The organism is Nostoc sp. (assembly GCF_036917555.1).
Taxonomy (GTDB): domain Bacteria; phylum Cyanobacteriota; class Cyanobacteriia; order Cyanobacteriales; family Nostocaceae; genus Nostoc.
The window spans coordinates 93,318-113,112 of record NZ_JBALDD010000024.1 but is presented as its reverse complement, the minus strand read 5'-3'; the positions used below and the strand labels follow the sequence as shown (position 1 = coordinate 113,112).

Here is a 19,795-nt window from a genome sequence, read left to right as displayed (position 1 = left end):
AAAAACTACGATCGCAAGCAAATAGCGAATATTGACATTACTAGTTGCAAAGTCCTTAACTCTATTGGTCAAGGACTACTTAGCATTTCTCCAGGTTACGGTTATACTGCTATCATTGCTGGCTCTATTGGTCAGCTAAATCTACTGAGTATTATTTTATTCAGTTTAATAATCGTAGCAAATTAGTACAAATTAAATTGAGACATCCTTTAGCTTTAGCTGGAATGTTTCAAGGTATTTTATTGTTTTCTTTTTTCTTTCAGCAATAGATATATTAATTACAACAGGCTATGAGTAATATCAAGTGCGGGTAATTCCAGTTTAATAAGTAATCAAGCGGACATGATCATATAAGGGATGGGAACATCAGGGAGAAACCAATCTCCAATAACTAATAACTAATATTTGAGGAGATTTAATGTGTCTAGTCGTAAATTATCTTTGTTATTGAAACTAATAATTATTACATTGGTTACTGGTGCTAGTAGTTTAGGTATCAGCTTGCTTTTAACCACAAGCGGATTTGAGCATTTGTTGGGAATTATCAAGCCAAAAAGCGAGAGTGCTAAAGCGAGTCATAACAAACTGATGAGTGCAGATGCACAGAATATAAGTCCAGTCACAGACCAGATGAATGAAGTGCCAAAGGCATTTCAGGGAACAATCGTTTATCAAGGGAAACTAAAAGCGAATGAGAAAGTTATTGCCCTAACTTTTGATGATGGCCCTGGCCCCAAAAATACGGTACAGATTTTAGAAATCTTGAAGAAAAATGATGTAAAAGCCACATTCTTCATGATCGGGCAAATGGTGAAATATTTTCCTCAAGTTGCCAAGCAAGTGGCTGCTGATGGTCACGTAATTGGTAATCACACATGGCATCATTGGTATCGCCACATGGACTTAGCTACTGCGGCTAGTGAAATCGATCGTACAGCAGAAATCATCTACAAGACTACTGGAGAGAAAACTACTCTATTTCGTCCTCCTGGGGGTTTTCTGAATAATGGACTAGCCGAATATGCCAAAAATGAGAAATACGCTGTCATGATGTGGTCAGAAGAATCGGGAGATGCTCAACGTCGTTCGCCTCAAGTTCCAGGACTAGTCAAAAATGTGCTGAGATATGCAAAACCCGGTGCAATTGTATTGATGCACGATGGGGGCGGCAACCGTTCAAAATCTGTCAAGGCTTTACCAGAAATGATCGCAGGTTTAAAAGCCCAAGGCTATAGGTTCGTGACAATTCCCCAACTACTGGAAATACAAGCCCAAGAAAAAAGTGTAGAGACAGCAGCATCACCTGTAGTAATACCAATTCAAAATTCAAAATTCAAAATTCAAAATTAAGAATCCAGACATTTTTTTTTCAAATTGGTATGACAATGCGATTGTTTGCCTGACAATGCCAAATGCAGCAATTTAAAATCGGGTTTCATACTCAACTTGAAGTTGATTGTCATCCCCTACATCAGTTGAGCCTCGCATCAGAATTTCGTCATTGACTCGATAGAGGACATTGAGACGGAAAGAGTCATCGCTAGAAAGAGCGCGTGATAAAGAGGCAGAGAAATTTTTATTAATATCAAACACACCTTCTGCTGATAAATTAAGAATTGAAGCTCTTGATGCTTTTGAATCTTCATTATTAATAGATGGAGTCGGAAATATCCGAAATTCACTGAAACCAACAGCCTGTCCGATCGCAGTGATAGTTCCTTGTAAACTACCTAAAATGGTAGAACTAGCGAAATTAGTCAGCCCTTGGCCTGCATCTGCTTGACCGAAAGAACCTAGAATTGAGCCACCCAGCAAAGCAACTATTTCTCCTTTACCACGGCTAGGTTCGCTCGTCAGTTCTAGATTCTCACCCAATTTACTAGCTGGCCCGTCCACCCTAGCTTGAACGGTAACGCTACGTAAAGTCCCAAAGTTGTTTACAGAAACATCGCTGACTTCAGAAGACAAGGGTGATTCCAAAGTTTGAGTGTTCCTTGCTGATGCTTCTGGTACAATTGCCGTCAGTCGGACATCCAAAGTCGGGTCAAGTCCTTGACTTGGAGTAAACCGCGCAGTTTGTTCATAGCCCCGCGCCAAGGTGAACTGAGTGGAAAATAAGCTCAGTCCTCCTCCTGTTAAACGAATGACTCCTTCAGGAAGCGGTTTGGCTAATGTACCATTAATGGTCAAGTCACCTTTAGCGTCAAACTTCAATAGAGGCTGACTTAATGCCGCTCCTCCTGGTACAAAGCTTAGAAATGACTGAGTTGTAACTCGAATATCTTTGCCTAAAATCAACTTTAAATCTGCAAACTCTACAGGCAAATTGGGTGGAGTTGCGGCGCTAGTGCTTGCGTCTGCTGTTGCCACTGGGTTAGTGCTTCCATCCACTGTAACCACTGGGTTAGCATTATTCTCTGCTGTAGGTGTGACGTTAGGATTTAGCTGTTGTCTATCTAGATTTATGACTTTAGTATCAGCTTCTACTGTAGCTGCTGATTTTTTCTTTGCAGCAGCCGAGTTGCCAATAATTACCTGACCATCACTCAGTTGAATCTCTCCACCAATTACAGGTTTTAACGCTGTGCCGCGAATCACGACATCGCCACCAACACCACCTTCATACAGTCCTGCAAGCTTAAAGTTGAGTTTATCTGCTATTGATACTGTCAGGGGATTAGCTGCGGCTTGTTGAGTATCAAAAATTGGCAAGATGCCTGATACATTTACTTGCCCTTGATTGTAATTACCTTGGATATTTTCAACGCTGATCGTTCTACCATTAAATAGTGCTGTTCCTGTGACATTCGTTAAAGGATCGGATAAGGCTTGAGCGCTAAAAGTTGCATTATTAAATGTGGCGTTGCCGTTGATAACTGGTTCGGTTAAAGTACCTTGAACATTTAAATCTACTTTTCCTTGACCGTCTACCCAAGCGACTTGATTGTTGGTAAGCAGATTTAAGAGTGCCAATCCTTCATTTTGCACATTGGCGTTGATGCTGATTTGATTGCTATCCGGTTGCACTTTGGCAAAAGGCAAAGGAGCTGGTACGCTACCTGTAACGGCAACTGGCTGCGTTCCTGTTACTAGTAAGGTACTATCAAAATTCAAGCGAGCTTTGTTGTAATCAAAGTTCACTTGTCCTGTTTGTACGGGTTGTTTGTTAAGGGTCGCATTCGCTAGCGCCACTTTCCCTTGAACTCTGGGGTCTTGCAAACTACCTGCTAAAGTGGCATCAGCATTTACATTACCAGTGATATCTACGGGGTATTTTTCGATAAAAGGTTCTAAAAGTGATAAGGGCAGACTGGCTACATTCAATTTTCCAGATAGTTGGTCAGTTCCTAACTGTCCTGAAAACGCCACTAGTCCTTGATTAATCCCTACACTTAAGGGCGAAAGGGTGACGATACCATCGGCAAAAGTGCCTTGAGCAACAACTTGATTGATGGAATAATTACCCCATTGCCAGTTAGCACCTTGAAAATTAAAGCCGACATTTAACCCAGATTTTAACGAGCCATTGGCTGTAATTGCTCCGCTTAAAGCACCTGTTAATTCTGCAAGGCTGGGTAAAGATGGGGTTTGTTTTGTTTGTGCTTGCCGTTCTTTTGCAAGTGCTGCTGTAATATTCGAGAAATATGCTAACTGTGTTTTCAAATCTGCATCGGGCAAGCTGATAGACTCAGTTGGAAGTGCTTCTGCTCCAGCTAAGGTTGGAGGTTGTAACCCAGTACCAAGGTCTTGAAAGTCGAAGATATTAAAGGCTTGTAAAAGTCTCTGGATTTTGGCTTGGGCAAAATTAGCTTGGAATTGAAATTGCGGGTCATTCCCCGCTTGTACATTGCCACTAAGGGCGATGTTGCTATCGCCAATCCGCAATTGACCATTAGCCAAGCTAGCCGTACCATCGGCATAATTGATGCTGCCGCGAAATTCATCGGCTGCAACTCTGGCAACACGAGGCCCTGCGATCGCCACATCCCCCGCAATGGCATAATTATTCAGATTGACAACTAAATTACCCGATAATTGCCCCGCCAGTGGTTTCAATTGATTGTTAGGTAAAAAGCCGCCAACCAGAGCGATGGGAAACTGTTGGGCGTTGATAAGTAAGTTATCTCCCTCAGTTCTACCAGTAGTAACTGCCTCATCGCGTTTAACTAAAAATGAAGTGGGACGATAATCTGCACCTAAATTAAGCGCAATCCGGTCTTGTTTCCCAGCTAGTCGCAAACTTGCCCCTTGTCCCCCTTGAAAATTCACGTTTCCGGTTAAAAGTGGGTCAAACGCCAAGTTACTCACATTGAAATTCCGCAGCCGGATATTGCCATTAGCTTGAGGTACATCTGGAGTTCCTGTAACTTTTCCCTTAAAATCCAGTCGTCCTGCTATTGCTACGTCCCCAGGAACTTTAAAACCAGTATTTTGTAAGTTAAAATTCTCTGCCAGTACATTTAAATCAAATCCGGCAATTTGGGGTGCGCCAGTTGGGGGAGACTGAATAGCGATCGCCCCATTAGCCCTCAATCCTGAGGTACTTGCGTTTTCAACTATAATCTGCTGTCCATTCCACTGAAATTGCGCGGTGAGCGGTTTTGCCAGCTGCGCGACTCCTTGGGGAAGGCTGATTTGTCCGGCAGCGCGAATATCCGCAAGCTGGAAAGATTGTGTTGTGCCAGCTAACTGAATATTGCTATTCAGCCGTCCTCGCAGTTGTGGTGAAAAACGGCTGAGTTGAATTTGAGAAGTTTTGACAGATCCTTGCCAGCGTTGTTGTGCAACTTCACCTCTGGCTCTGATTGTCCCCCCTGCCACGTTCACAACTGCATCAGGAAAGACGATATTCTCTCCTTGTTTGGTAACAACAACTCGTCCGGTGGTGGGATAGGTGGCACTAGGCGCTTGCACCCGCGCGACTGTTTGCAGATTGCTCAGAGTGCCGGAAATATCGGCATTTGCCGAGACATTCCCAATGGTAATGGAGGGTGAGGAATTATAGGCTTTGGCGATCGCATCTCCTGGTATATTTTTTGCTTGCACAATCAACGCCACCCTACCTTGGGGTGCAAGCTGAATTCGTCCGCTAGCTGTGACTTGCCCTCCTACATCTGGATTTGCTTGAACGCGAGAAACATTGACATTTAACGGTGTACTCAGAGAACCAGTAATTTTAGCGTTCGCAGAGATACCACCAACATTAATGGGAGTTGAAATACCGTAACCTTGAGCGATCGCATTTCCGGGAATACCTTGAGCTTGAATATCTACGCCTACCTGACCTTGGGGAGCGAGTTGAATTTGACCATTGGCTGTGATTTTCCCTCCGGCTGGTGGCGTTATCTGAACATTAGAAACATCAAGTTTCAACGGCTGTTTGCGAAGTGAGCCAGAAATTTGGGCTTTTGCTGAAACATTGCCAACTGCGATTGGGAGAGTAACGCCGTAGCTCCGTGCTAGTATATCTCCTGATATCCCATCAGCTTGAGCATTAAATATTACCCCATCTTTGGTTCCCAGATTAGCTTGACCACCGCCTGTAATTTGACCGCCAGCTGCGGGGACTATTTTCAAATTGGAGACAGTAAGTTGAGATGCAGTTTGAGATGCATTCAAGCGGAAATCAGTATTGACGGTTTTAAATTGAACGCGATCAACTTGAATCGGTTTGGTGTTACTTACCGTACCGCTGACGACTGGTTGCTTAAGTGCGCCGCCTACCTGAATATTTGCTTGAATTTCGCCACTAGCTGGGACTGACGAATTTACTTTCAGGGTATCTAAGATATTTTTCGCAGTAACTGGTTTTATTTGAGCAGAAACATTAAAACCTGTTTGAGTATTAATTGTCCCATTAGCTAGAATGGGAACTTTCCCAAAGTTCGTACTCAGATTATCTAAAGTAACTGTCTGACCCTGAAATAAAAATTTCCCATTAAAATTAGAAATCGGCTGAGGAATATTTTGAATTTTAGCGGTGATTTGATTAGCTGTAGCTGTTCCGGTAATTGCGATGTCTGAAAGTTTGGGTGGAATCTGAACTCCTAAGTCAGCATTTAAATACCCTGCTTGTAGAGCGATCGGTAACTGAATTAATCTAGTAATTTCAGATACTTGTAAATTTTGTGCTGAAAGTTGGAGGTTAGTTTGTTGAGCTTTTACTTGGGTTTCGCCAACGATTTTAACAGCGCCTCCCCTAGTGAGTTGAGTATTGATGTCATAACCGATCCTTTGATTTTGATCATAAAATCGGGCAACACCACCTAATTGATCTAATATTACTGAGCCTTTCGGTTTAGTTGGTGCAGCAAATGGCATTAACTCTACTTTGCCATCTTGAATTTGAAGTGACTGCAACTGAGTTTGAATAAAACCTTTTCCTTCCCCAGCCTTAACTTGGGCTGTCACCCAACGACCATCTTTATCCTGTTGAACGTAGACATTGGGTTGAACTAACGTGACATCTAATACCAGTTTTCGGCTAAGAAGGAGTTGCAACGGCGAGAACTGCACCTCTAAAGCTTTTGCTACCACCTGATCTTGATCGCTGGGAGTTGCTGGGATCGATAAAGAGCTAAATCTCAAACTAGAAAGCGAAAAACGTTCAACGTTCCCAACTTTTACTGGACGCTCCAGTAATTGCTCAAGATTTTGCTGTACTAACGGTGCTAAATCTTTGTATACATAGTTTCTAGCCCACCAAGCACCGACTATAATTCCAACTAGCAAAACCCCACCCAGAGCCAAACTGGTACGTCCTAAAAGCAGGAGCCACAGACGACGATTAGATGGTTTTTGATTGTTTTCTGAATTTGGCGATCGCGTCATAATTGTTACCAATAGCCACTACTTTTTCTAGAGTAAGGCGAGAGACAGGCTAGTTACAGTTGTATAAGCAAGTTACAAAATATGGTTTCACAATATCATGACTTACGCAAGAACTTTGTGGCAAGCTGCTTCTATTTTCTCAGAGAGCTGCGCCAAGAAGATGCATTTGCAGTGCATCTATGTTGTTTTATGATTTTGTATAATTCCTCAATCTATTTCGATTAATAATTTGTTTATCATCAGATATTATTTTTGTTGGTCTTCAGATTTTGAAACTTTGCTGGTATTAAGAAAATTATTTATAACTTCCTAAATTTGAACAGTGTTTATTTTAAGGAAATTCTATAATCATTTAAATTGATATCTTTGAGATATATTTTATTTACTTAATATCGTTTCTTTGTAATGCATATATTTACCCCATAGCAACAAATTACTAACAAGATTCCCGACTTGTGTCAAAAGTCGGGAATCTGAGCTTTTTGATTCCTTTTTGGCAAACCCAATCATTTATCACTTGGATCGTCAATCATTTCCGGTACTAAAGCTGGGTTACTTCTACGTTCTTCTGGTGATTGCTCTCGAATAACATCGTCTATTCTGGCAGGGTGTTTGATTTTGTCCAATACCTCTGGACTTAATTGTGATGGATCACCTTCTGGATTAGACTTTTCAGCTTGACTAGGAACTGTTTCCTTATTCATAACTATTTCCCTAAACCCTAAACTTATACGCCAAGCTTAAGTTCTTCTATGGTGGGGTACACACTATCTTGGGACTTAATTTCACATACCGATGGGTAAGAAAGGCGATCGCTCAAGAAGCAATTAACTAAGTTTGCCCCACGTTTAGGTTTGCGATCCTTTGGAGCCTGCTAAAGAAGAGGGCGGTGTCCAATCCCTTTGAATCCTACTCGTTTCTTTATGGATTGTGGTTTTTGGCTAACCCAGAGGACAATGTCATGAAATATTGATATTGTTACCATTGCTCAACACGTAAACAACTAATAATGTCAGGAAAATATGACAATTAGATCCCGGAAGGGCTGATAAATTCGTAAAACAGGCAAAAACCTGCTTATTACCCCTTGATCCCTAGATATACTTAGTGGTTAATATAGACTTAACAAATAGAAATCCTCCGATCCCAAAGAAGTGCTGATTTTGGCATCATAAGGAATTGAAAGGATGTTGGCTCAATTTAAAAACAGATTAAAAACTTAAAAACTGGGCAAAACCAGGAGTCAGGAATAAGAAATTCATCTGGAATGGATGAGATTTTACATAGCATTCTTTAACCAGGGGAAATCATTTACCGCTTAAACTACTGGAGGCCAAATTAATGGCAAAAGAACGCCCGCCACTAGAAGAGATGACCTTACGCCAACTACGCAAAGTTGCTAGCGAATATAGTATCTCTCGCTATAGCCGAATGCGTAAATCACAACTACTGGCATCAATACAAGAAGTCCAGCGTAGCAAAAACTTACTCAGTCCATCTCGTTCATTGGAGGCACAAGAAACCGTGGAAGCTGCAAAGTTTGAATTAGGTCAGGAAGATCGTACTGGCGGATCTTTGGCTGATGTTGATGAAGGACTGGCAGATTTGCCCACTGGCTATGGTGAAAGCCGGATTGTACTTTTACCGCGCGATCCTCAATGGGCTTACACTTACTGGGATATTCCCAATGAACACAAAGAGGAACTGCGTCGGCAAGGTGGACAACAACTGGCACTACGGATTTATGATGTCACCGATATCAATATCGAATACCAAAGCCCCCATAGTATTCAAGAATATCCTGCTGATGAACTAGCTAGAGAATGGTATCTACCAGTTCCAGTTAGCGATCGCGATTATGTAATCGATATCGGCTATCGTGCTGCTGATGGTCGCTGGTTAGTACTAGCTCGTTCTAGTAGAGTACACATTCCTCCTGTCTATCCTTCTGACTGGATTGAAGATGTCTTCATCACTGTAAATTTTGAAGAAGATTTGCGTGCCCAGACACAGTACGAACTAGTTCCCCCTGCCAAAAAGGTTGCAGCTACCGCCAATGGTAATGTTGGTAATGCTGTGAATGGCAACGGTAACCCCATCTACGACGAAATATTTGGTTTAGCAGAATCTGCCGAAGCACAACGGGTTGCTGGTTCTATCTTCGGTTCCCAACAAGGTGCAGCGCGTCCTGAACAAGCCATTAGCTCCTACATTTTCCCATCTGGTGTAGGTCTGTGGGCAACTCCTACCGTGTCTGGCTTAACCGCTTCCGGTGCAGGAATGTCAGGTGTTGGCTTCTCGGCCTCTGCCGTACCAGTGCGTCCGCGCCAGTTCTGGTTAATTGCTGATGCTGAGTTGATAGTCTACGGTGCAACCGAACCCGATGCTACTGTAACCATTGGTGGCCGTCCAATTAAGCTAAATCCAGATGGAACATTCCGCTTCCAGATGTCCTTCCAGGACGGTTTAATAGACTACCCAATTTTGGCTGTAGCTGCTGATGGTGAGCAAACCCGGTCAATTCAGATGAAATTTAATCGTGAGACACCGTCTCGGAATACTAACACCAAAGAAGAAGCTGTCTTAGAATGGTTTTCTTAAATTTTGGCTCTGAGATTGACTCCAAACTGAAATTTTAAATTATTCCCCGCTATAGTGATTCTGTAGCGGTTTTTTTATATTATTATGTCTACAAAAAAATTATTTTTGTTATTTATCTTGATAATTAGTGCAAGCTTATTATCAGGTTGCCAAAAGATTGAGGCAAATTTAGTCCCAAAAGCGTCTAAAAGTTGCCCTGGCAAAGATGCCAAGTTCAGTATTGATTTTTTTAAAACCAATAATCAAGGTAAAAAAAATCCCAAAGGTATTAACAATGTAATTATTTTTAATCCCAAATCAGCAGAATTAGATTTCAAAGTTAATGTTGGTCTATCTCATAAACTTTACGCCAAAGATAATAGAGGTAAACTACGTAAAGAATATGTAGCAAAACAGTTTCATGAACTCATCGCTGATGAAAATGCCAAGTTAAACGGACAGCTACCCATTGCCGCAATTAATGCCGACTATATAGATACTGATGATAAACCACAAGGCTTAAATATTTCTCGTGGCGTAGAGTATTCAGGAGCATTTAAAAATAAACGTTCTTCCTTTGGGATATCAGGAGGTACACCCCAGCAACGACAGGCTACTATTCAAGCTGGCAGAAGAGAAAATGATATTCTCAATTACAATTTAGTGGGCGGTAATGGCAGATTCTATCGTCAGGGTAAGTTTAAAGATATTTGTCAAGATTTGGGAGAATTTGCTTGTAAAAATGCAACTAATCGCTCCCTGGCAGCTATCACTAATCAAGGCTATGTAATCTTATTAGTTAATGACTTGAAAGCTAATTCAGATATTGAATTATCTCAACTTAATCGAGAGTTACTGCCAGATATGTTTGATAATGTCTTAGAAGTTATTGCTAGCAATAACTGTTTAGGTAAGATTCAAGAAGGGATTTTATTTGATGGAGGTATGTCTCCAGGATTGTATTACAACCAGAAAACTTATGTAGAAAACCTTGGGCCGATTGGTTCAGTTTTTTTGATTTACAAAAAATAAAATAGTTATAATTCCCACAGTAAGTGAAGTGAACCCCTCCCCAATGCTTTGGCGGGGTGGGGTGATTCGGGTTTAATAAGTCATTAAGCGGACATCATATCATTGGTTATTTACAAATGACCAATAACTAATGACTAATTCACGAATTAATGCTTATTTACGACTTTGTGATTCATCTTGATTTTTAGTTTTTTGATGAGAAAAGCGAATTCCTACAAAGATATCGTAAATAAACTCTAAAAAGTCTTTCTTTTGTAGTAACCCTGAAGTTTGATAACAGCCTTTTTCATCTAACAAAGGCTTCATCAGATAGTATGTAGACTGATACTTGTACCAGGGAATACAAGTCCATAAATGATGAATTAAATGGTAGTTCTGACCTAAAATCAGGATGTTAAGAATTGGGCTAGGGTATACACGAGCATTTTTCCAGCGATCGCGTTCAACAAAGGGACGATGGGGTAAATAATCAAAAAACAAACCCAGTATTAATCCCACTATACCAGAAGGTACAACCCAAAAATTAAGAACGTACATTAAAAAATGATATTGAACTGAGATATAAACAATTGCAACAACAATTAAACGGCTAATGAACCATTCTAATAGCTCATATTTGCGCCACAGTCGCCGTCGAAAGAAAAACACCTCGTGGGACAAGAATCGAAATGCAATCATCCACAGGGGGCCACCTGTAGAAACAAAATGATCTGGGTCATCTTTGGGATGGTTGACATGAGCATGATGCTGCAAATGTACTCGTGTAAACACTGGGAAAACGAACCCTAGCATCAAGGCGCTACCATGCCCTAATATGGCATTAATGACTCGATTACGGTGGGCAGATTGGTGACAAGCATCATGAATTACTGTTCCAGCACAATGCAAAGCAATAGTGTTAAAACTAAAACACAGCCAGTCTGGCCATTGCCAAAGCCAGTAACCGCAGTTAGATGACACCAGTACTGTCACAGATGCAAAAAACAGTAGTAGTGTAGGATTGAAATCACCAGGAGGCGCTAACAATTCCTTTGGTGGAGCTTTCAGCAGTTTTTCTGCTTTTGAAGTTACTGTTCTTACTTCTGTATCTACTACGTCTTTAAAGATGACTTCCAAGTTGTTGCCATTTAGCTTTTTATAGTCATCAACGGCTGGGTCGATGATGATTAGGCTTTTGTCCGGGATGGCAAAAAAATTAGGATCTAAAGAGGTCATAATTTTCCTGGTCTTGATTGGTTGATAAAATGGGTTTGAAATCCAAAACTCAGCCAGCACAGAATAGATTTCTTGCCCCGATTAGAGAGATGAAAAGATTGAAAATTTAGCCAATACTCTTCTCTATTCAAATTAGGTATGGACTGTAAGAGATAGGGAATAGGAAAAATTTTGAATTCCTTGCTACACTACATACATAAACAAAATATTTGATTTTTCATTTCGGGAGTGAGTCCTGTTACTCATAATGCCAGCAACAACGGCATACATAGATTTGGGTTTGATATCGATATTTATCGATTTGCCCAGGCAATGTTTTTTCCGATGTGCTGAAATGACACTTTGTTATTGATTTTGTAAAAAACAATTTTCAACAATATAAAGAATACAGTTATTTGAACGATCAACGCAAGAGTTTTGTCGGAATTTGACGTATAATAAAAATATTTTATAAATAGATATCATACTTTTAACAAAAATGCATATTTTATTTGCTTAAATAAAAAAATCATCTTTTTTCCTAACTGATACCATAAGTATATATACTAGCGATCGCTTACTCCCCTTTCGATTCCGGGCAGTTGCTGTCTTCCTCTTTTAACCAAAACTCAGCGCAGGAGTATCGTGATAGCCAGAATTAGCGCGAACCATAACACTGATTTGTGGAGCATACCACTTCCTAATCTGATTGTGAGTTCGACACTACCTAAAATATTAGATTTATATACTTAACAATAAAGGTTTTGCTATGCGTCAATTATTACTAGTTTTGTCCACTATACTAACTCTTAGTAGTTTAAATACCTCCGCCATGACAATAGCAGGCACAACGCCTGATTTATCTGAGATACGCTTAGTTCAAAAGCTCAACTGCAATAATCCTCAAACTCAAGCAGCAATTAATGAATGTACGAAGTTATCTTATCAGAATGCAGATAAAAAACTGAATCAAGTTTATCAACAATTGGTATCTACATTAGAAAGGCCTAGAAAACAGAAATTGATTGCTGCACAGCTAGCATGGATAAAATTTCGAGATACCAATTGTGAGTTTGAGAGAAGCAAATATGAGGGCGGAAGTATTGCCCCTAGCATTTATTTTGGTTGTTTGGAAAATACTACAAAACTGCGTACCCAACAATTACAAGAATATCTCAAACCCGACTCTTAAGCCTGAAGTAGCGGCATAGAGATGTGATATTATGTCCTGTTAAAGACTTATCATTTAGAGGGCAGGGAGAAAGAGGCTTTTGGGATTTTTGCACAGATACAGTAATCATAAGTGATTAGCCGGACATGATATGATTGGTGTACACACAAGTCTGAAATAGCAGACTAAATAAGGTTTTATATCGTGTCCGGTTAAAGACTTATCATTAAGACCGCTCCAGGGGCAGGGGGCTATTAGCAGGGGGAAAGAGGGTTTCCTGCTTTTTGCACAGATGCGCGAATTATAACTACAGGACTTACGCAACTGGCACAGTGCGATCGCCATTTTATAGTTTTGTTGAATGTACCTTACAGTAGGCGGGATAAGCGTAATTAATCGGAAGGGAGCAAGCGTACACAACAAACTTTGCTGCCAATTTTCTAAGCTCGTCCTGCTAGGTCTGCAACGAACAACGCTAATTGATCTGGTTCGACAGGTTTAGCAATGTGCATTTGAAACCCAGCCTCAATGCTCAGTTGTTGTTGTGACTCACTTGCATAGGCAGTCAGCACAATGGCTGGAATTTGCCCTCCGGCTTCTGCACTCAGCGATCGCACTTGCCGAATCAACCAGTAGCCATCTTCATCCGGCATTCCAAGATCGCAAATTAGCAGATCATACCGATTGGGGTTTTTACTTAGAACCGCTAGAGCAACTCTTGCAGATGCCACGGTCAGCACTTCAGCCCCGTAGTCTTCCAGCACAAATTTAACTATGTCACGGGCATCGACTTGATCATCAACCGCTAAAATCTGCAAACCCGACAATGAGGGGACAGGATCACTTGAACGATCTGGGGCGACTTCTAACGCAGTCGGCTCTAAATCGCTCGACAGTGTAAACTCCCCTTGTAGATATTTTTTTGGCAGCCTGACGGTGAACGTTGCTCCTTGTCCTGAACCCAGACTCTCTGCCTGAACCGTGCCACTATGCAGTTCAACCAGATACTGCACGATCGATAGCCCTAGTCCCAGCCCTGGCTTCGCTTTCGTGGTGCTGGAATCTCCTTGACGAAATCGCTCAAAAATATACGGCAACAAGTCTGGCGAAATTCCTTGTCCTGTATCGTTGACTTGAATTTGAGCGTGAGTTCTGTCAGACATGAGCCTAACTTCGACTCGTCCACCTTCGGGCGTAAATTTAATAGCATTCAATAAAAGATTATACAGGACTTGCTCTAAGCGCTCGGCATCGCCGACGATTATCTCAGAACTCAAGTCTGAAACGATTTGAATATTTTTTGCTTCGGCTGATAATTGCACTGTCTCGATCGCAGCTTGCACCACTAAAAGCAGATCAATCGGGTGGGTGCTGAGATTGAGCTTACCGTTGACAATCCGAGAGGTATCTAAAATATCATCAATTAATTGAGATTGCATTCTTGCACTCCGCTCAATGATTTCTAAAGCACGAGTTACCGTGGCTTGATCGAGTCCGCGGGTGCGTAGTATTTGTGTCCAGCCCAGCATGATGTTTAGGGGATTGCGGAGTTCATGCGAGAGGTTCGAGAGGAATTCATCTTTGGCTCGGTTAGCGGTTTCTGCCTGCTGACGAGCTAACTCTAACGTGACGGTATGGCGTTTAAGCGCGTCAATATCCAGGAAAACCATTGTCACTCCATCAATCTGATTTTCTGTTGTGCGATAGGGGCGAATGCGGAGGGTATACCAATAGCCTGCTTGGGTTTGAATCTCCTGTTCAATGGTGTTAAGTGTCTCCAGCACCTCTGATATGATCAATTTTAAGTTGGGAACGTCAAAATTGGTGCGGAGGTCGCTAAAAGGTCGCCCGACATCGGCAGGGATAAAATTGAAGAGTCGCTGGGCTGCGGGCGTAAAGCGGTGAATAATTAAATCATTGGTCAGCATGAGAATCGGAATACTGATGCTGTCAATAAAATTATTCAGATCGCTATTGTCTCGGTTTTGGCGCAAGTTGCGGTTGCGAAGTTCGTCGTTGGTCGTAGAGAGTTCTTCGTTGGTGGCTTGAATCTCTTCTTTAGCCGTTTGGAGTTCTTCATTTGTGCTTTGCAACTCCTCGTTGCTCGACAGAACTTCTTCATTCGCCACTCGCAGGCTTTGGTTGAGATAATTGTGTTCTTGAATCACCGCTTGCAGATGCGCTTGAACTGAGAATTCACGTTGCGTCGCGGCTGCTAGCGCCTGCCGTAGCTGAATAATTTCCCGCTCTAAGCTTTCGTTTTCTGATTCTTGGCTTTGAGTAATAGCAAAGCTTAGTTGAACCGCAGGTAAAGCCGCTTCAAAAATCAGCAGGAAATAGAGAGGTTTCGGCGTAGCGGTCGCGGGTTTGAATGGAATCACTTCCAGATTCAGGAGGGTCGAGCGCTCACTCGCTTCAATGCGGATTTGCTCTTGTCGAACTGAAAGGTTTTGGGTTTGGGCTTGATAAATTGCCGTTTGCAGCGCGACGGTCAATCCTTCTCTTGCCATCAGCAGCACATTTAAGTTGGTTGTGTCAGCAGGCAACTTCAGGTAGGGATCAGCGTCTCCTCGCAGTTGCAAAATCTGCATTTGGTCATCGACTACGACAGATACAGGCGCGTAGCGATTTGAGATTATTTGCTCGACTTCTCGTGCTAAATCAAAATTAGCAGCGATGGTTTCAGTTTTTCGCTGCCGCTCAACCTTCATGGTGGGGTAAGAACTGGTCGTGAACGAAAACAAAGGACGGCTTAAGCTTAATTTTCTCGCATAGATTTTGAAGGTATCGTGGACAGGATTAAACAGGTCTGAAGAGTTTTTGATGCTTTCTGAACTACCCAACATCAGAAAGCCAGTCAAGTTGAGACTGTAGTGAAACAGGGACATAATGTATTCCTGCAACGAATCTGATAAGTAAATCAGCACGTTGCGACAGCTAATCAAGTCGAGATTCGAGAATGGCGGGTCGCTCCCCAAATTATGCCGAGCAAAGACGCACAGTTCACGGACAGTGCTGCTAACTTGATAGCCACCGCTTGCCAATGGCACAAAAAAGCGGTTGCGGCGCTGCATTGAAATTCCTTGCAACTGAGTGTCTAAATAAAAACCTAAGCGAGCTTTGTTGATCGCAATTTCGCTAATATCTGTGGCAAATATCTGAATTAGAGGGACGCTGGCGCGATCGCTAAAAAACTCTAATAGGCAAATAGCAATCGTATAAACTTCTTCACCCGTTGAACATCCCGCTACCCAAACCCGAATCGGATGGTCTGCTGATTTGTTTTGAATAATGCTAGGAAAAATCTGGGTTTTTAAGTATTCAAAGGCTTCTGGCTCACGGAAGAAACTGGTGACGTGGATCAGGATGTCTTCATATAGCGCTTGCACTTCATTAGAATGCACTTGCAGGTACTGAGCGTAGTCTTCCAGCTTTTCTAACTTGTACAACAGCATCCGTCGCTGTATTCGTCGATCTAGTGTTGTCGGTTTGTAGAGGGTAAAGTCAACGCCAGTGGTTGTCCGCAGGAGCGCAAAAATGGTGGTCAAAGCATCACCTGGTTGAGGCGGTTGTTCGATCACTGTTAGCGACCCTGAGTAAAACAAAAAGGGACTACGACTAAGCTCTGCCAGTTTTTCAGCAATGGCTTCAGGCGGCAGCACAAAATCAACGTTTCCAGTGGCAACGGCAGTATTCGGCATACTGTCAAATCTAGCCGTGTTTTGGCACTGAGCAATGGTGACGCCTCCTGCAACCTTGATAGCTTTCAGTCCTTGCGCCCCGTCTCCATCAGTACCCGATAGAACGATAGCGATCGCTTTGTTGCCCTGCTCCGCTGCCAATGAGGAGAAAAACGTATCTCCCGGCATATATTTTCCAAGAGTTTTCTCGCGGAGAGCCAAATGCAGCATTCCATTCCTTAGCGTCATCTGAGTGTTAGGCGGAATGACGTAAATCTTGTTTGGCTCGATCATCATCTGGTCTAGCACTTGACACACAGCCATTTCGGTCACTCTACCTAGAATTTCGGACAGCAGGCTTTCGTAGTCCGGGGATAAATGCTGAATCAGCACAAATGCCATACCCGTATCTGTAGGTAGGTGACTGATGATCTCTGTAAATGCTTCTAGCCCACCCGCTGAAGCAGCGATGCCGACGACAGGAAAAAGGGCATCGGGTTGACTTAGGTCAGATGCAATAGAAGTATTCAATATAGATAAATTGTCTGGAGCAGGTGAGTTAGAAGTCATAGAAGCAGGAACAGATGAGGTCTTGTTGGGCTGGGCTGATCAGTCTTTATGAAAATACTGTTTTAGCAGAGAAGAAGCGCTCTCAAGGCTTGCCTTAATCTCAGACTTACTCATTTTGATTCAGCAAGGCTTACAGTTATCGGAGTGCTAGAGGCATCGGTTTAGTCCGATAATTTTCCCAGGTTGAGCGTTACTACTGTTACACCTACTTTAGCAGCAAACTGCTCTTGTATTAGTCCACACAACTTTCGCCCAGGAAAAATCAAGGCATTCATATCGATAGTAGGAGATTTGACACTCATAATTAATGGTATCAATGCAATTCAATCTTTAATCAGTACTAATTCTCCAAAATTCTGCAACAGTTACTTTCCTCCGAAACCCTTGTCAAATCCGGTTTTATTCATTTGGAATTGGTATAATTATAATATAAATTAATAGTTTATTAAACAGTGTATGGGTGCAAAAGCACATCTACCTCTCCAATAGCTTAAAAATACCATTCGTTTGAGAATCAGCATGATTCACATTCGACTCAGGACGGATAAATGCGTATGCAAAATTGCCTCTACTTATTTCGGCTGGGTGTTGTTGAGTTTAATTAAACTCATTCCTCTGCTAGTTGCATATTTTTAGCTATGGCAGTAAGTTGAGGTTTATCACCTTAATTGAATAACAACGGCTAAATGCCATCCACGAACGAAGAAAATTTGTCGGCGGCATATTCTTTTTGTGTAACTAGAACTGATCAAAGAAATCTATGCCTGGACACGATATCATCGTTATTGGAACTTCAGCGGGTGGACTCAAAGCACTGAGTACCATCATTAGTGCTTTGCCTGCTGACATTGATGCTGTTTTGTTGATCGTTCAACACCTGGCAGCAGACAAACCGAGTCTTCTGCCCCAGATTTTTGAAAGCGTAAGCTCTCTTTCCACATCCCATCCAAAGGATGGTGAGAAAATTCAAAAAGGACACATTTACATTGCTCCGCCAGATCATCATTTGTTAATCAGCCAAGAACATCTACGGGTGGTGCATGGGCCTCACGAGAACGGATTTCGACCCGCAATTGATGCATTATTTCGTTCAGCCGCGATTACTTATGGCCCCAGGGTTGTGGGTGTAATTCTCACTGGCTACCTGGATGATGGCACAGTAGGTTTACAAGCGGTTAAAAAGCGGGGCGGAGTTGCCATAGTGCAAGACCCACAGGAGGCACAATACCCCAGTATGGCAAAGAGTGCATTACAGTTTGTCAAGGTCGATTACTGCCTAACACTAGCAGAAATCCCAAACCTGCTAGTCCGTTTAACTAAGGAACCAGCAGCAGAAGAAAAAGCTTATCCAATACCAAAAGAAATGGAGATCGAGTCAAACATTGCTCTACAGCAAATGAATACTAAAGAGTTTTTAGAGAATGTAGAAAAGATTGGAACTCGCACAACTTATACTTGTCCTCAATGTAATGGTACTCTTTGGCAAATTAAGAACTCGAAGCCGTTGCGATTTCGCTGCCATACCGGGCATTCTTTTTCTGCCAATGTCTTATTGAGTGAACAAACTGAGCATATTGAAAATGCCTTGTGGTCAGCTGTTCGAGCTTTAGAGGAAAAGGTAACATTTTCGCGTCAAATGGCTGAACAAATGAAAAGTTATAATTTGCAGAAAGCAAGAATAAAATATGAAGATTATGCGCGTAATTTAGACAAAGAGGTGTCAATTATTCGCGGATTAATCCTCAACGGCCTTGCCACGAACCGAGACATTGTAGAGTCAACTGAAGAACAGCAATAGTAAGAAGAGACTTGCTTGTGTTGTGATAGCACCTCCTTTGATATCAGTCGTCATTAGTGCTAGTACTGACGATACACGAACAACCAGTGATATCGTGTCTGGTGAAAGACTTATCGACCGTCTACCGTGTATACATAAGTCGAGTTGGCAATCAAATCAACGAAAAATAACGGAAAATTATTTTTAAAATCCTTGATTTTCCGTTATCTTTTATGTGAAATTACTAATTACTAATTAATGAACTCCCAAGAGATAGCCAATAGATTTAATGACGCTTAAATAGAAATTACCTTCTCTTTCACGGAATAGTTCAAAGACAGAACCAGGTGTGCCAAAAAACGGTCTGAGAGTCCATCCTAACTGACTGCCTACGAAGGCGTAAAGAAATAGCCAGAATTGTAAAATTCTCTGGCGTGTTTTGCTACCTTCATTATCTTGTTCTAAAACTAAACTCGTGGCTTGATATAAAGACGAAACACCAATAAATCCAGTTATGGCAAAGATAAAGACATTTAACAAAATCAAAAACTGGTAATTATTGGTGGTAATCAAGAAAAACAGTGTGATTGGGGCAAAGCTAAATAAAAGTACGCTCGTGACTGAAACCGCAGTTAAAACTAATGCTAAATGCTGGGCAAAAGTCCGCTTTGAACCGAAAATAATATTAGCAAAGAACAACGTCGGTATACAAATCAAAAGTGTAATTAAATAAAGGGCTGGAAGTTTAATGGCAGAAGACACAGCTTGCATCCAACTATGGTATGCACCAATGATTCCGCCATAAGCGGCGATAAATAAAGAACTGCAAACTAGCAAAGAAATTATTTTGTTTGGTAATCTCGTACCTTGGCGAACTTCTTCTAAAAAACCTTGGCGATCGCGCAGGAATCCAATCAGCACTGCAAAGTATTTGATTCCTGATGATTTCCGTTCAATCAT

Annotated in this window: 11 protein-coding genes; 5 read left to right on the top strand and 6 right to left on the bottom strand. The window is 41.8% G+C overall.

Annotated elements, in window-relative coordinates:
• Positions 1-420: 420 nt before the first annotated feature.
• A complete protein-coding gene (locus V7K60_RS11930) occupies positions 421-1,350 on the top strand; it encodes a polysaccharide deacetylase family protein (RefSeq protein WP_334925725.1) in 930 nt (309 codons plus the stop codon).
• 72 nt (positions 1,351-1,422) lie between these two features.
• Here V7K60_RS11930 and V7K60_RS11925 read toward each other — a convergent pair whose 3' ends face one another.
• Together V7K60_RS11925 and V7K60_RS11920 are read right to left on the bottom strand one after the other, a co-directional pair.
• Positions 1,423-6,831, bottom strand: a complete 5,409-nt coding sequence (locus tag V7K60_RS11925; protein ID WP_442944386.1) for a translocation/assembly module TamB domain-containing protein — start codon at positions 6,829-6,831, stop codon at positions 1,423-1,425.
• Between the two features lie 506 nt (positions 6,832-7,337).
• Positions 7,338-7,535 carry a hypothetical protein gene (locus V7K60_RS11920; RefSeq protein WP_334925721.1) on the bottom strand — a complete coding sequence of 66 codons (198 nt, stop codon included), beginning with the start codon at positions 7,533-7,535 and terminating at the stop codon, positions 7,338-7,340.
• A gap of 637 nt (positions 7,536-8,172) precedes the next feature.
• Here V7K60_RS11920 and V7K60_RS11915 point away from each other — a divergent pair.
• Positions 8,173-9,432 carry a DUF4912 domain-containing protein gene (locus V7K60_RS11915; protein ID WP_334925719.1) on the top strand — a complete coding sequence of 420 codons (1,260 nt, stop codon included), beginning with the start codon at positions 8,173-8,175 and terminating at the stop codon, positions 9,430-9,432.
• A gap of 84 nt (positions 9,433-9,516) precedes the next feature.
• On the top strand, positions 9,517-10,443 hold the full coding sequence (locus V7K60_RS11910; RefSeq protein ID WP_334925717.1) for a phosphodiester glycosidase family protein: 927 nt from the start codon (positions 9,517-9,519) through the stop codon (positions 10,441-10,443).
• A gap of 153 nt (positions 10,444-10,596) precedes the next feature.
• Here V7K60_RS11910 and crtR read toward each other — a convergent pair whose 3' ends face one another.
• On the bottom strand, positions 10,597-11,658 hold the full coding sequence (crtR, locus tag V7K60_RS11905) for a beta-carotene hydroxylase (protein ID WP_334925715.1): 1,062 nt from the start codon (positions 11,656-11,658) through the stop codon (positions 10,597-10,599).
• A gap of 748 nt (positions 11,659-12,406) precedes the next feature.
• Here crtR and V7K60_RS11900 point away from each other — a divergent pair.
• A complete protein-coding gene (locus V7K60_RS11900; protein ID WP_334925713.1) occupies positions 12,407-12,829 on the top strand; it encodes a lysozyme inhibitor LprI family protein in 423 nt (140 codons plus the stop codon).
• Positions 12,830-13,248: 419 nt separating this feature from the next.
• Here V7K60_RS11900 and V7K60_RS11895 read toward each other — a convergent pair whose 3' ends face one another.
• Positions 13,249-17,058 (bottom strand): CheR family methyltransferase, encoded by a 3,810-nt coding sequence (locus tag V7K60_RS11895; RefSeq protein WP_334925711.1) that lies wholly within the window; start codon positions 17,056-17,058, stop codon positions 13,249-13,251.
• Between the two features lie 161 nt (positions 17,059-17,219).
• Positions 17,220-17,360, bottom strand: coding sequence for a hypothetical protein (locus V7K60_RS11890; RefSeq protein ID WP_334925709.1), 141 nt, complete (start codon positions 17,358-17,360; stop codon positions 17,220-17,222).
• Positions 17,361-17,818: 458 nt separating this feature from the next.
• On the opposite strand from V7K60_RS11890, the gene V7K60_RS11885 reads away from it, so the two are divergent.
• Complete coding sequence (locus V7K60_RS11885) at positions 17,819-18,856, top strand: chemotaxis protein CheB (RefSeq protein WP_334925707.1); 1,038 nt, start codon at positions 17,819-17,821, stop codon at positions 18,854-18,856.
• Between the two features lie 234 nt (positions 18,857-19,090).
• On the opposite strand, the gene V7K60_RS11880 is transcribed toward V7K60_RS11885, so the two are convergent.
• Positions 19,091-19,795, bottom strand: a complete 705-nt coding sequence (locus V7K60_RS11880; protein WP_334925706.1) for an actin-binding WH2 domain-containing protein — start codon at positions 19,793-19,795, stop codon at positions 19,091-19,093.